This window comes from Bradyrhizobium neotropicale, assembly GCF_001641695.1.
Taxonomy (GTDB): Bacteria; Pseudomonadota; Alphaproteobacteria; order Rhizobiales; family Xanthobacteraceae; genus Bradyrhizobium; species Bradyrhizobium neotropicale.
Genome location: NZ_LSEF01000091.1, coordinates 57,518 through 72,748, shown reverse-complemented (window position 1 = coordinate 72,748; position 15,231 = coordinate 57,518). Strand labels below are relative to the sequence as shown.

The 15,231-nt window shown below is 64.8% G+C and carries 7 protein-coding genes; 2 read left to right on the top strand and 5 right to left on the bottom strand.

Translation table 11 applies throughout. The annotated features are described in order from the left end of the window. Position 1: 1 nt before the first annotated feature. Genes treZ through AXW67_RS31285 form a run of 5 tightly spaced genes read right to left on the bottom strand, consistent with a single transcriptional unit; the run spans position 2 to position 11,229 of the window. On the bottom strand, positions 2–1,756 hold the full coding sequence (gene treZ, locus AXW67_RS31305; RefSeq protein WP_063681026.1) for a malto-oligosyltrehalose trehalohydrolase: 1,755 nt from the start codon (positions 1,754–1,756) through the stop codon (positions 2–4). Beyond that, positions 1,753–3,831, bottom strand: coding sequence for a glycogen debranching protein GlgX (gene glgX / locus AXW67_RS31300; protein WP_063681025.1), 2,079 nt, complete (start codon positions 3,829–3,831; stop codon positions 1,753–1,755). Before glgX ends, treZ begins: the two co-directional genes overlap by 4 nt. Before the next feature lie 3 nt (positions 3,832–3,834). Further along, positions 3,835–5,982, bottom strand: a complete 2,148-nt coding sequence (gene glgB / locus AXW67_RS31295; protein ID WP_063681024.1) for a 1,4-alpha-glucan branching protein GlgB — start codon at positions 5,980–5,982, stop codon at positions 3,835–3,837. Further along, positions 5,975–9,271, bottom strand: a complete 3,297-nt coding sequence (treS, locus tag AXW67_RS31290) for a maltose alpha-D-glucosyltransferase (protein WP_063681023.1) — start codon at positions 9,269–9,271, stop codon at positions 5,975–5,977. Before treS ends, glgB begins: the two co-directional genes overlap by 8 nt. Before the next feature lie 11 nt (positions 9,272–9,282). Beyond that, entirely contained in the window at positions 9,283–11,229 is a 1,947-nt protein-coding gene (locus AXW67_RS31285) for a maltotransferase domain-containing protein (RefSeq protein ID WP_063681022.1), read from the bottom strand. Positions 11,230–11,434: 205 nt separating this feature from the next. Between AXW67_RS31285 and malQ the strand changes: the two genes are divergently transcribed. Next, positions 11,435–13,396, top strand: coding sequence for a 4-alpha-glucanotransferase (gene malQ / locus AXW67_RS31280; protein WP_063681021.1), 1,962 nt, complete (start codon positions 11,435–11,437; stop codon positions 13,394–13,396). 30 nt (positions 13,397–13,426) lie between these two features. Then, complete coding sequence (locus AXW67_RS31275; RefSeq protein WP_063681020.1) at positions 13,427–15,229, top strand: glycoside hydrolase family 15 protein; 1,803 nt, start codon at positions 13,427–13,429, stop codon at positions 15,227–15,229. Positions 15,230–15,231: the final 2 nt, after the last annotated feature.

The window sequence follows — 15,231 nt, the reverse complement described above, 5'->3', positions numbered from 1 at the left end:
GCTAACCTCCGAGACGCCAATGCACCGACCAGGGCGGAAGTCGGCCGCCGGCTGCGCCGCCCCAGATCGGCGTGCCTGCGTTGTCGCTGGAATGCGTGATGTCGTGGTCGGACAGATTGGCGGTCAGGCGCAGCATCGCGCCGTCCCCCATGCGCCAATGCGCGGTCAACAGACCGCCGTCCGTTGCCTCGGCATTGCCGAAGACCGCACCCTTCAGCCGCGGCGCGATCTCCTTGCGCCGAAGCGCGAGCAGCTCTCGCACCAGAGATAGGCGCGTCTCCTGCTCGGGCGTGCGATGCGTCCAGTCGAGCACGGCCGATTGCGGCGTTGCCGGATCGAGCGGGTCGGGGACCTCGTCGCCATATTTCGCGTAGGCCCAGGCGTATTCCTCCCGACGTCCCTTGCGCACGGCGTCTGCAAGGCCACCCCGGAAATCGCAGAAGAACGGGAAGGGGGCTGTCGAGCCCCATTCCTCGCCCATGAACAGCATCGGTATCATGGGAGCGAGAAGCGTGACCGCGAGCGCCGCCTCGATCTTTCGCGGCGATGTCAGGCTCTCGAGCCGGTCGCCGAGCGGCCGGTTGCCGATCTGGTCGTGGTTCTGGAGGAAATTGACGAAGGTCGCCGGCGGCAGCGCGCCGCTCGGCTCGCCGCGCGGCCTGTTGCCCCAGAATTCGGAGATCTCGCCCTGGTAGACGAAGCCCGAGTCCAGCGCGCGCGCAAGATCAAGGCGCGGCGTCTGATAGTCGCCGTAGTAGCCGGCGAGCTCGCCGGTCAGCATCACATGCCAGACGTGATGATAGTCGTCGTTCCACTGCGCGCGATATTTGCCGTTGGGCGGCTCCTGCGCGGCATCGAGCAGGCTGGCGCGATTGTCGCCATTCTCCAGCACGAGATGGATGTGGCGTCCCGTCGCCTTGGCGAGCTCGCCGGCGGCGACGCTGAGATCCTGCAGCATCGAGGTCTCGCCGGCAGGCGCGAGGATGTGGTTGGCGGCATCCAGCCTCAAGCCGTCAAAGCGGTAGTCGCTGAGCCAGGACAGCGCATTCTCGACCGCGAAGGCCCGCACCTGCGGCATGCGATAGTCGATCGCGCTGCCCCAGGGCGTATGCGCGTCGGTGAAGAAGGTCGGCGCGTAGCGCCCGAGGTAATTTCCTTCGGGGCCAAAATGATTGTAGACGACGTCGAGAAACACCATGAGGCCGCGCAGATGCGCCTCGTCGATCAGCGTCTTCAGATCGTCGGGACGGCCATAGGCGCCGTCGGGCGCGTACCACAGCACACCGTCATAGCCCCAGCCGCGACTGCCGGCAAAATCGGCGAGCGGCATCAGCTCCAGCGCGGTGATTCCGGTTGCAACGAGGTGATCGAGCTTGTCGATCATGGCGCGATATGTGCCGTCCGGCGTGAAGGTGCCGACATGGGTCTCGATCAGGACCGTCTCTTCCCAGGGACGGCCGCGCCAGTCCTTTGCACGCCAGTCGAACGCCGCGTGGTCGATCACCTCGCTCGGACCGAACACGTCGTCAGGCTGGAAGGCCGAAGCCGGATCGGGCACGTCGACCTCGTCGTCGATCCTGAATTTGTAACGGCTGCCGGCCGTCAGGCCGAGAATCTCGGCCACATACCAGCCGTCGTCGCGGCGGCGCATGGCATGACGACGATCGAGCAGCAGATCGACGCGTTTGGCGGCGGGCGCCCACAGCCGGAACGACACGCCGTCTTTCGTTGGTCTGGCGCCGAAGGAGGGTCTCATAGCGCGCCCGCGAAGGCGAGCACCGAGCGCGGCGGCGCCTTGCTGTCGCTTCCAGGCGCAAATTCGATCGTGTTCAGTTTGGCCTCAGTCGTGTTCAGGATCTGCTGCCAGCTCGTGTGTTCGGTCATGTTGGGCAATCTGAATGCGATCTCTTCGGGTGCGGCGTTCAGGACAATAAAGATCGCAGGTCCGCCCGGTTCCATCGGCCCCATCACATAGGAGAGAAAGCGCCCATCGGGGAAATCCCAGTCGCTCTCCTTCATCTCCTCGCCGAGAGGCGTCAGCCACAGGACGCCGTACGATGCGCCCTCCGTGGGACGGCCGTCGAGCCAGCGGTGGCTGCGCAGTTGCGAGAAGCGGCGGCGGATGTCCGCGAGATGGGCGACGAAATCGACCATGTCCTCGCCCTCGTGGCCGAGATTGTTCCAGCCGACCCAGCCGACCTCATTGTCCTGGCAATAGGCGTTATTGTTGCCTGACTGCGAGTTGCCGACCTCGTCGCCGGCGAGGAGCAGCGGCACACCCTGCGCCAGCATCAGGCAGGCCAGCACGTTCTTCCGGAGCTGCCTGCGCAGCCCGAGGATTTTTGGGTCGTCGGTCGGACCCTCGACACCGCAATTGTTGCTGTGGTTGTCGTTGGAGCCGTCGCGATTGTCCTCGCCATTGGCCTCGTTGTGCTTCTGGTTGTAGCTGAAGAGGTCGGCGAGTGTGAAGCCGTCATGGACGGTGATGTGATTGATGCTGGCGCGCAGCCGCCGCCCGTCATGGTTGAACAGGTCGGAGGACGCGGTCATACGGCTGGAGATGTCGCCGATCAGGCTGCCTTCGCCGCTCCAGTAACGGCGCATGGCGCTGCGATAGCGGTCGTTCCATTCCGACCATTGCGAAGGGAATGCGCCGACCTGGTAGCCGCCGAGCCCCAGATCCCAGGGCTCGGCGACGAGCTTGACGTTGGCGAGCACCGGGTCCTGGCGGACGGCAGTCAGGAACGAGCTGCCGCGGTCATAGCCGTTCGGGCCACGCGCCAGCGTGGTGGCGAGGTCGAAGCGGAAGCCGTCGACATGGCAGACCTCGACCCAGTAGCGCAGTGAATCCATCACCATCTGCAGCACGCGCGGATGGGTGAGGTTCACCGACGAGCCGCAGCCGGTGAAGTCATCATAGTAGCGAGGGTTCTCGCGGTTCAGCCAGTAATAGGAAGCGTTGTCGATGCCGCGGTAGCACAGCGTCGGCCCCAGATGATTGCCTTCCGCGGTGTGGTTGTAGACGACGTCGAGCATCACCTCGATGCCGGCATCGTGCAGGCGCGCGACCGTGGTGCGGAAGGAGTCGAGTGCATTGTCCTGGGCGTAGCGCGGCTCGGGCGCGAAGAACGACAGCGTGTTGTAGCCCCAGTAATTGGCGAGCTTCTTCTCTACCAATATGCGGTCGTCGACGAAGCTGTGGATCGGCAGCAGCTCGACGGTGGTGACGCCGAGCTTCTTCAGATGCTCGATCATCGCCGGCGACGACAGGCCGCCATAGGTGCCGCGCAGGTTCGGCGGCACATCGTCGCGCTTCTGCGTCAGGCCCTTGACGTGGGCCTCGTAGATGACGGTGTCTTCCCAGGCGATGTGCGGCCGGATCTCGCGCCGGCCCCAGTTGAAGGTCTCGTCGAGCACGACCGCCTTGGGCATGCCGCGTGCGTTGTCGCGCCGGTCGAACGACAGGTCCTCGCGTGGGCTGCCGGTGCGGTATGCGAAATGCGCATCGCTCCAGACCAGCCGTCCGGCGAGCCGTTTGGCATAGGGGTCGAGCAGCAGCTTGTTGGCGTTGAAGCGGTGGCCGTGCTCGGGCTCGTAGGGGCCGTGCACGCGATAGCCGTAGAGCTGACCCGGTGAGACGTCGTTGAGATAGCCGTGCCAGACGTCCTCGGTGCGCTCCGGCAGTTCGATGCGTTCGAGCTCGCGGCGGCCCTGGCTGTCGAACAGGCAAAGCTCGACCTTCTGCGCGTGGGCCGAGAACAGCGCGAAGTTGGTGCCGCGTCCGTCCCAACTTGCGCCGAGGCGTGCGGACGATCCGGCGGTCAGGCGCATGGGTCAGCTTTCCGGAACGAGGAAGATCGCGGCGAGCGGCGGAATGGTGAGGCGGAGCTCTGGCGTCTTGCCGTCAACGGCGAGAACCTCTCCGACGTTCCCGACATTGCTGCCGCCATAATGGGCGGAGTCCGAATTGAACACCTCTTTCCACTTGCCGGCAAAGGGCACGCGAACGCGGTAGTTGCGATAGACGTTGGGTGAGAAGTTGACGATCACGAGACAGCGTGCGTGTTCGTCGAATCCCTTGCGCATCCAGGCGAAGGTGTTGCGGTTGGCATCGTCGGTGATCAGCCATTCGAAGCCGGCATGGTCGCAATCCATCTGGTGCAGCGCCGGTACCGCGCGATACAGCCGGTTGAGATCGCGGATCAGCGCCTGGATGCCGGAATGGTTCCTGTATTCGAGCAGGTGCCAGTCGAGCGACTGGTCGTGATTCCATTCGCGGCCCTGCGCGATCTCCGCGCCCATGAATAGCAGCTTCTTGCCGGGATGGCCGAACATGAAGCTGTAATAGGCGCGCAAGTTCGCGAAGCGCTGCCACTCGTCGCCGGGCATCCGCCCCAGGATCGAGCGCTTGCCGTGCACGACCTCGTCGTGCGACAGCGGCAGGATGAAGTTTTCCGAGAAGGCGTAGTGCAGGCCGAAGAGGATCTCGCCGTGATGATGCTTGCGGTAGATCGGGTCCTTGCTGATGTAGTTCAGCGTGTCGTGCATCCAGCCCATGTTCCACTTGTAGCCGAAGCCGAGCCCGCCGAATTCGACTGGGCGCGAGACCTGCGGCCATGCGGTGGATTCCTCGGCCGCCGTGGTTGCCTGCGGGAAACGCGCAAACACCTCGGTGTTGAAGCGGCGCAGGAACGCGATCGCCTCGATGTTTTCCCGCCCGCCATACTGGTTCGGGATCCAGGCGCCCGCGGGGCGGCTGTAGTCGAGGTAGAGCATGGAGGCCACCGCGTCGACGCGCAGGCCGTCGATCGCGTAGCGCTCCAGCCAGAACAGCGCGTTCGACACCAGGAAGTTCATCACTTCGGTGCGGCCGTAATTGTAGATCAGCGTGCCCCAGTCGAGGTGGCGGCCCTGGAGCGGATTGGCATGCTCGTAGAGCGAGGTGCCGTCGAAATGGCCGAGCCCGTGCGGATCGTCCGGGAAGTGGCCGGGCACCCAGTCGAGCAGCACGGCAATGCCTTCGCGATGGCAGGCATCGACGAGGGCGGCAAAGTCCTCCGGCGGGCCAAAGCGGCTGGTCGGTGCATAGAGGCCGGTCGGCTGATAGCCCCAGGAGCCGTCGAAGGGATGCTCGCTGACAGGCAGGAATTCGACATGCGTGAAGCCCATGTCGCGGACATAGGCCGGCAACTGCTCGGCCAGTTCGCGATAGGTCAGCCATTCATTGTCGTTCTTGCGCCGCCACGAGCCGAGATGGACCTCGTAGATCGACATTGGCGCCGACAGCGCGTTGATGCCGTCGGGCGCCGGGCGCGGCCGCGGCAGATGTTCCTCGTCGAATACGATCGACGCCGTCTTCGGCCGCACCTCGGTCGCGAACGCCAGCGGGTCTGACTTCAACGGGACTTGGTGACCGTGCGGACCGACGATGTCGAACTTGTAGTGATTGCCCGCCTTGGCATGCGGGATGAACAATTCCCAATAGCCGATGCCGCGCACCCGCATGGGATGGCGCCGCGCGTCCCAGAAATTGAAATCGCCGACCACGCTGACGCGCCGTGCATTCGGGGCCAGCACCACGAAGCCGATGCCGTCGACGCCGTCGAGCGTCATCGGATGCGCGCCGAGCTTGTCGTAGAGGCGCTGATGGGTGCCTTCGCCGAGCAGATAGAGGTCGAAGTCGGTCAGGATCGGCGGGAAGCGGTAGGCGTCCTCGAACTCGACGACGCTGTCGCCGAATTTCGCACGCAATTGATAGCGCTTCGAGCCGTTCGGGAGTGCGCCGACGAACAGGCCGGCGTCGTGGACGCGGTCGAGCCTTGCCACCTCGCCGTGTTCGCCGATCGCCTCGACATTGGAGGCCTCGGGCAGGAAGGCGCGCACGACGCTTCTGTTGCCCTCGGGATGCAGCCCGAGATAGTGGAAGGGGTCGGAGTGGCGGCCCTCGATGATCGCATAGGCTTCGGCGGGCAGTTTAGGCATGTGCTTCGCTCTCGGCATTGGACAGAATGCGGAGCAGCCCGGTCAGCGGAGCGTTGAGCCCCTCCGGCCGGTGGGACAGCTCGTACTCCACCTCATCGAATGCGTGATCAAGCATGAAAAACCTTAACAGGCCGTCCGTCGATTGCGGATCATTTGGCCAGAGCTGCCGGTTCGTCATGGCTTCGCGATAGGCGGTCAGGAACGTCGCCGTGGCGCGTTCGCGCCATTCGCCGAGCGCGGCTGCGAGCCGGTCCTGCTCATCGGGGGCGCCGGCGAGGGCGCGATGGAACGCAGCGGACGCAGCAAGCTCGATCGAGCCGATCAGGCCGGCGACGTCGCGGGCGGCCGGCGCCTTGCGCCGCCGGTCGGCGAGCGGCAGGTGCGGATTGCCGTCGAAGTCGATGATGAAGATATCGTCCTTCACGATCAGAGTTTGCCCGAGGCGGAAGTCGCCATGATGACGGATGTTCAACCCGCTGAGACCCGATGGCAATAGTGTCGTCAGCCGGTCGGCGAGGCCCGCACGCATCTCCGAGAGCTGGTCGACCAGTGCGCGATCGGCGTCGCGGAAGGCCTCGCGGCTTTCGGTGAGGCGCTCGCAGATCCGGTCGGCGCGGGCCTTGAGATCGGTGATCCAGCGGTTGACGTGCGCCGGTTCGATCGGCTCGGCGGCGAGGTCGCCAGGCTTTGCTGCGGCCAACGCCATGTGCAACTCGGCGAGGCGCCGGCCGGTCTGCACCAGGTGGTGCAGATAGGACGCGGGCTCCTGGCTGTCGTGAGACATCTGGTGGCTCGCCATCCACAGCCGCTGCTCGTCGATATAACGGTCGAGATGGGACGCGGTCACGGCCCAGCCGTCGCCCTGGTTCTCGACATAGGCGTGCAGGACGCCGAGCGCGCTGCGCTGGTCGCCTTCGACCAGCTCGACGCTGCCGAGCAGCGCCGGCGTGTTGGCAAAGCGGGCGACCTCCGTGAGGTAATGGCCGATCTCGATCTCGGGATTGGTACCGCTTTCGAGTTGCCGGTACATCTTGACGACATACTTGTTGTCGACGAGGGCGGTGCTGTTCGATTGCTCGATCGCGCGGATGCGTTCGGGCTCCTTGACGGCGTAGTCGGCGAAAAGGCTGGTCGACTTGAACTCCAGCCGCAGATTGTTCTCCTCCACCACGAGGTTCTGCGACAGGTTGCGCAGGAACAGGCCGATGAAGATCTGGTCGGTCGCGACGTCCAGCAGAGTGCCCTCGCGCGCCCCCTGGCGCACGGCGGCGAGCGCTTTCGGGTTGAACCGCTCGCGGTCGAAGCGCACCCACTCGATCTGCATCGGCAGCACGTAGCGCGCGGGTGTGTCGTGCTGCGTCGCCTCGAAGAAGGCGATCCAGGGCCGGTTGTCGCCGATGTCGCAGAACGGGACTGCCGAGGTGAGCTGAGGCCGGATCTGCTTGGGGTCATGCTCGGGATACCACCGCGTCCGCGACAGGAACCCTGGCAGCACGTCGCTCTCGAACACGCTGCGTTCGCGGGCGAGCGACACCCAGGTCGAGTTGACCGGCACCACGAGCGTTTCGAATTCCGGCACCGCGCGCGGCACGATCGGCTCGGACTTGTCGCGCTCCAGGAGCTGGAACCAGTAGAAGCCGTACGGCCCGAGCGTGATCATGTAGGGCAGTTCGCCGATCGCCGGGAAGCGGGTGCGACCGAGCATTTCCTGCGGGATGCGGTCCTTCCACGGCGTCAGGTCGAGCTCGGTCGCCTGTGCGGCACGCGAGAGGTTCGCGACGCAGAGGATCACCTCGTCACGGTACTGCCTGACATAGGCGAGCACCGCGCGGTTGGCCGGGCGGATGAAGGTCATGGTGCCGCGGCCGAAGGCGAGCGTTGACTTGCGCACCGAGATCAGCCGCTTGGTGCCGCTCAGCAGCGACGACAGGCTGCGCGACTGCGCCTCCACATTGACCGCCTCATAGCCATAGACGGGATCCATGATCAGCGGGGCGTAGAGGCGGGCGGGATCGCAGCGGGAGAAGCCGCCATTGCGGTCCGGGCTCCACTGCATCGGCGTGCGTACGCCGTTGCGGTCGCCGAGATAGATGTTGTCGCCCATGCCGATCTCGTCGCCATAATAGATGATCGGCGTGCCGGGGAACGACAGCAGCAGCGAATTCATCAGCTCGATCTTGCGGCGGTCGTTGTCCATCAGCGGCGCGAGGCGCCGGCGGATGCCGAGATTGATGCGCGCGCGAGGATCGTTGGCGTAGGTCGACCACAGATAGTCGCGCTCGACGTCCGTGACCATTTCCAGCGTCAGCTCGTCATGGTTGCGCAGGAACAGCGCCCATTGGCAGCTTGCGGGAATGTCCGGCGTCTGGCGCAGGATGTCGGTGATCGGGAAGCGATCCTCCTGCGCGATCGCCATGTAGATGCGCGGCATCAGCGGGAAGTGATAGGCCATGTGGCACTCGTCGCCACGGCCAAAATATTCCTGCACGTCCTCCGGCCATTGATTGGCTTCGGCCAGCAGCAGCTTTCCCTTGGAGTAGGCGTCGAGTTCCTGGCGCAGGCGCTTGATGATCGTATGCGTCTCGGGGAGGTTCTCGTTCGAGGTGCCTTCGCGCTCGCAGAGATAGGGAATGGCGTCCAGCCGGAAGCCGTCGACCCCGGCATCGAGCCAGCGCTTCATCACCTGGATGAGGGCACTGACGACGCGCGGATTGTCGAAATTGAGATCCGGCTGGTGCGAGAAGAAGCGGTGCCAGTAGAAGGCGCCGGCCTCCGTATCCCAGGTCCAGTTGGATTTCTCCGTGTCGGTGAAGATGATCCGCGTGCCCTGGTACTTCTGGTCGGAGTCGCTCCAGACATACCAGTTCCGCGCGCTCGAGCCAGGTTGGCTGCGGCGCGCGCGCTTGAACCATTTGTGCTGGTCCGAGGTGTGGTTGACGACGAGCTCGGTGATCACCCGCAGACCGCGGCGCTGCGCTTCCTGGATGAAGCGCTTGAAATCCTTCATCGTCCCGAAATCGGGATTGACCGATCCGTAGTCGGCGATGTCGTAACCGTCGTCGCGGCCGGGCGAAGGGTAGAACGGCAAGAGCCATAGCGCGGTGACGCCGAGGTCCTGGAGATAGGGCAGCTTCTCGGTCAGCCCGGCGAAGTCGCCGATGCCGTCATTGTTGCTGTCGGCGAAGGCCTTGACGTGGAGCTGGTAGATGATGGCGTCCTTGTACCAGAGCTCGTCCACGATCTCGGCAACCTCAATCTTCTTGGTGTCAACGGAGGAGAGAACATTCATGGCGTGCGCCCTTACGCCAGGCAGCGGAACAGCAGCGCCGGATCGCGGTCGGGATCGATGTGCAACCTGATCCCACCCCATTCGATGCGGGACTGTTCGCCCGTCAGGAGGTTTTCGAGGACCGTGACGTGGTGCCGATCTCCGCCGGCGTCAACCGTGATGTCGCCGAGCGCCAGCCAGAATTCGCGCGCACGGCGCGAGAGGGCGATCACGACCACGACGGTGTTGGCCGGATCGGCCGCCTCCTTTGCGAAGGCGAGCGTTTCGCCGTCCTCGATGGCGAGGAAGCGGAGATTGGCCGTCTGCTGCAGCGCCATGTTCTCGCTGCGGATGCGATTGAGCGCGGCGATGTAGCCCTTGATGTTGCCGGGCCGGTTCCAGTCGCGTGACCGGATCTGGTATTTTTCGGAATCGAGATATTCCTCGCGGCCGGGGATGGCGGAGTGTTCCAGAAGCTCGAACCCGCTGTAGACGCCGTAATTGCCCGAAAGTGTCGCCGCCAGCGCAACCCGCGACTTGAACGCCCAGGCCTCGCCGCCCTGGAGATGATAGGGCAACAGGTCAGGCGTGTTGACGAACAGGTTCGGACGATAGAAGTCCCGTTCGGGATAGTTGGTGAGCTGGCCGAGATATTGCTCCAGCTCCCATTTCTGCGTGCGCCAGGGGAAGTAGCTGAAGGACTGCGCGACACCAAGCTTGGCCAGCCCCTTCATCGGCTTCGGCCGCGTATATGTCTTGGAGAACAGGATCACCTCGGGATGTCGGCGGCGGATGTCGCGGATCAGCCAGTCCCAGAACGGGAGCGGCGCGGTATCGTGATTGTCGACGGCGAAAATGGTCACACCGTGGTCGATCCAGAACAGCATGACGTCGCGGAAAGCGCTCCACAGAGCGGTCCTGTCGATGCAGGCGAAATCGGGGATGACGATATCGGAATAGGGGCGGTCCGCGGCCCTCACCGAGCGGTCCGGCCGCCATTTGAACCATTGCGGATGCTGCGTCAGCCAGGGGTGATCCGGCGAGCACTGCACGGCGAAATCGAGCGCGAGCTCGACGCCGTATTCGAGGCAGGTTGCGACCAACGCGCGGAAATCCTCGATCGTGCCGAGCTCGGGATGCAAGGCATCGTGCCCGCCCTCGGCGCCGCCGATGGCGTAGGGCGAGCCGGGATCGCCTTTGCTGGCGATCGGTGCATTGTTGCGGCCCTTGCGTCGCGTGTGGCCGATCGGATGGATCGGTGTGAAGTAGAGCACGTCAAAGCCCATCGCAGCGATGTCGGGCACGCGCGCGATGCAGTCCCTCAGCGTCCCGTGCCGGCCGGGCACGCCGCTCTGGCTGCGCGGCATCATCTGGTACCAGGCGCTGAAGCGCGCCTTGTCGCGGTCGGCAGTCAGCGGGAAGAGAGGAGAGCGGGTCAGATCCGGCCGTGACTGGCTCTCGGACATGGCCTCGCCGAGCTCGGCGGCGAGCAGCGGCGCGACCTCGCCGGTCTGAAGGTAGTTCTCGCACTGTCTCACGATGACCGCCGCGGCGTTCTGCTCCGCGCCATGCGCCTTGGTCAGAAGGCCGGCGCCCTCGATCGCATCGAGCGTGACGTCGGCGCCGAAGAGCTGTTTCCGCTCCAGCCCGTGACGCCAGGTGGCGAATTCGTCGGTCCAGGCTTCGATGGCATAGACATATTGGCCGGGCTCGGTCGGGACGAACGCGCCGGACCAGCGGTCATTGCTATGGTGGATCATCGGTTCGCGTTGCCAATCCCGGTCCTGCTCGCGGCGCCATACCAGCGTGGCCCCGATCACGGCGTCGCCGTCGCGAAAGATGTCGGCCCAGACCTCGACCCGCTCGCCCGCGATCCGCTTCACGGCAAAGCGGCCGCCGTCAATCATCGGATAGACGTCCTCAATGAGGAAAGCGCTGCCGGCTGCGGCACTCTCGACAGTTTGAATTGTCTTGTTCACGGTGATGCCATTGACAACAAAGCAGGGTCCCGTTTCCCTTGTCGGGAACCGACGCTTGGTACCTATATAGAAAGCCGCTTGTGTGTCATTAGTTCCCCCTGGGAACGGCAGGTGTGGTCTGCGAGTTACCCCTGACTAACGTCTTCCGCCGCCTCCTCAAAATCGACGCCCCCGGCAAAAGGGTGGCCTGCAAGCTGCGTGCCGAATGAATCTCTTAGATCAAGCCGAAATCAAGGGCGTCCAGTCCGAATTCATCGATGCTCTGGGAAAGCTGCGGGTCACCGCGCCCGAGGCCCTGAAATCGATCCTCGACGCCCTGCCGGAGAAGCGGGTCTATCGCTTCGTCAGCGGGCCGGTCGTGGTTCGTGCGCTCGCGAATGCACGCACCCAATTGGCCGCCGCCGGCGCGACGCCGCTTCAGTGGAAGATTACCGGCAGCTTCAACGTGATCGCGCAGGGTGAAACGCGCGAGCCGGTGATTTCCTGGCCGGCCGGCCTGCCACTCGGTTACCACCGGTTGACGTTGACCGATGCCGAGGGCGTTTCGGAGGAGGTGCCGATGATTGTGGCACCCGAGCGGGCCTTTGGCGGCGATTTCGACCGCGGCTGGCTGCTCGCGGTGCAGCTCTACAGCGTCCGCTCCGACCGCAATTGGGGCATCGGCGATTACACCGATCTTGCTGGTCTCGTCCGGCTCGCCCGGCAGCTAGGCGCCGACGGCGTCGGGCTCAATCCGCTGCATGTGCTGTTCGACGACCATCCGGCCGATTGCAGCCCTTATTCGCCGAACAGCCGCCTGTTCCTCAATCCGCTCTACATCGACGTCGAGGCCATCCCCGAATATTCGCCCAAACTCGTCCCCGATGCGGCCGCCATCGCCGCGCGCCTGCGGGAGGGCGATCGCGTCCGCTATCGCGAGATGGCGCCGTTGAAATGGCGAGGCCTGCGCGTCGCCTTTGACAGCTTCGTGACGAAGGCGAGCGAGGCGCGCCGGCAGGAGTTTGCCGCATTCCGCACCGAGCGCGCGCCGCTATTGTCCCGCTTTGCCTGTTTCGAGGTATTGCGGCATCGCTTCGCAGGGCCATGGTGGGAATGGCCGCGGGAATGGCAGCAGCCGGACGAGGCAAAACTCGCCGAACTGCGCGATGGCCCGGACAAGCGCGACGTCGAGTTCGTCGAATTCGTGCAGTGGACCGCCGAGTCGCAATTGCAGGCCGCCAAGGTGCTTGCTGCCCAGCTCGGCATGAAGGTCGGGCTCTATCTCGACGTCGCCGTCGGCGTGCAATCCAACGGCTTCGACGCCTGGAACGAGCAGATGGCGATCTCCCGCCATCTCGCCGTCGGCGCGCCGCCCGACGTGCTCAACACAGTGGGGCAGGATTGGGGCCTCGCCGGCTTCAATGCCGGTGGCCTCGAGGCGCAGTCCTTCGTGCCCTTCGCCGCGATGCTGGCCGCCTCGATGCGCCATGCCGGCGCGATCAGGCTCGATCACGTGCTCGGCCTGAAGCGGCTGTACTTGGTGCCGCGCGGTTTCAAGCCCGACAATGGCGCCTATGTGCAGATGCCGTTCGAGGCGCTGCTTGCGGCGGTCGCGCGCGAGAGCGCCAAGCACAAATGCATCGTGATCGGTGAGGACCTCGGCACCGTGCCGGAAGGTTTCCGCGAGACCATGCAGGATTTCGGCATCTGGTCCTATCTCGTCATGATGTTCGAGCGCGATGATGCCGGCCGTTTCCGCAACATCGATCACTACCGGCCCAACGCGCTGGTCACGCTCAACACGCACGATCTCTGCACCTATGCCGGCTGGCGCTCCTTCAGCGATCTGAAGATGAAGCTTTCGCTGGGGATCGATCCCGGCGAGAACGACGAGGCGCGGTGGCACGCACTCGGCATGCTCGACGAGATCCTGCGCTTCAACGGCATCACGGCCAACGATCTCTATTCGGTGCTCACCTTCCTGTCGCGCACGCCGTCGCGACTTCTGGCGGTCTCGCTGGAGGACCTGCTCGGCGTGATCGACCAGCCCAACATTCCCGGCACGATCGATGAGCATCCGAACTGGCGCCAGCGGCTGCCGGTCGCGCTTGACAAGATTGCCTCGCGCGTCGATCTCGCGGCCTTGAAGGCCGCGACGCGGGAACGTTCGTCAGCCGGCGGGGGTTGAGTTCCCGCCGCTTCGCAGGGTAGCAACGAAGTGTCAGTGAGGATCGAGGACCACGCACTGATCGGCGACTGCGAGACGGCGGCGCTGGTCGGCCGCGACGGCTCGATCGACTGGCTGTGCTGGCCGGCCTTTGATTCCGACGCCTGCTTTGCCGCGATTCTCGGCACCGACAGGAACGGGCGCTGGCTGATCGCGCCGAGTGATTCCGTCACGAGCACGTCGCGCCATTATCTCGGCAACACGCTGATCCTCGAGACACGCTTCGAGACCGAGAGCGGCACCGTCGCGCTGGTCGATTTCATGCCGCCGCGCGGCAAGGCGTCCGACATCGTGCGGCTGGTGCGCGGCGTCAGCGGCACGGTGAAGATGCGGATGGAGCTCGTGATCCGTTTCGGCTTCGGCGCCGACATTCCCTGGGTGCGGCGAACCGAGGACGGCGCGCTGTTTGCGATCTGCGGCCAGGACATGACGGTGCTGCGCACGCCTGTCGAGACACAGGGCAAGGATCTCACGACGGTCGCTGAGTTCGAGGTGAAGGCCGGCGTGACCGTGCCCTTCGTGCTGACCTATGGCCCCTCGCATCTCCCGCCGCCCGAGCCGATCGATCCCGAGATCGCACTTCAGGAAACCGAGACGTTCTGGAAGGGCTGGTGCAGCCAATGCACCCGGGACGGCAACTATCACGATCTCATCGTGCGCTCGCTGATCACGCTAAAGGCGCTGACTTTCGATCCGACCGGCGGCATCGTGGCGGCGCCGACCACGTCATTGCCGGAAAAGCTCGGCGGGACGCGAAATTGGGACTACCGCTTCTGCTGGCTGCGCGATGCCACCTTCACGCTGCTCGCGCTGATGAACTCGGGCTATACCGAGGAAGCGCTGGCCTGGCACAACTGGCTCTTGCGCGCGGCGGCCGGCTCGCCCTCGCACATGCAGATCATGTATGGAATCTGGGGGCAGCGCCGGCTGCTCGAATGGGAGGCCGGCTGGCTCGACGGCTACGAGGGTGCAAAGCCGGTGCGGGTCGGCAATGCCGCACATGCGCAGCTCCAGCTTGATGTCTACGGCGAGCTGATCGACGCGTTCCACCAGTCACGCATGGCCAAGCTGAAGCTCGACGAGGAGAGCTGGGCGCTGGAATGTGCCGTGATCAATCACCTCGCCGAGGTCTGGGACCAACCCGATCACGGCATCTGGGAGCGCCGCGGACAGCCCAGGCACTATGTCTTCTCCAAGGTAATGACCTGGGTCGCCTTCGACCGCGGCATCAAGAGCGCCGAGACGTTCGGCTTCAAGGCGCCGCTTCTGCACTGGCGTGCCTTGCGCGAAGCCATCCATCGCGACGTCTGCAACAAGGGCTTCGATGCCGCAGAGAATGCCTTCGTCGAGTCCTATGGCTCGAAGCTGCTCGATGCCAGCGTGCTGCTGCTGCCCGCGGTCGGCTTTCTGCCGCCGTCGGATCCGCGCGTTCGCGGCACCATCGCGGCCGTCGAGAAATGCCTGATGCGCGACGGCTTCGTGCTGCGGCACGATCCGCGCGAAGTGTCCGACGAGAAGCAGCCGATCGAAGGTGCGTTCCTCGCCTGTACCTTGTGGCTCGCCGATGCCTGCGTGCTGTCGGGCGATCTCGACAAGGCGCAAGTGCTGTTCGATCGCGTTGCGGGACTTGCGAACGACGTCGGGCTTCTGGCCGAGGAATACGATCCCGGGGCGCGTCGCCAGACCGGAAATTTCCCGCAGGCGCTGACCCATATCGCGCTGATCAACACCGCGCACAATCTCTCGGCGGCGCGGCAGGAGAGCGAGAAGCCGGCGGTGCAGCGGTCGCAGTGACG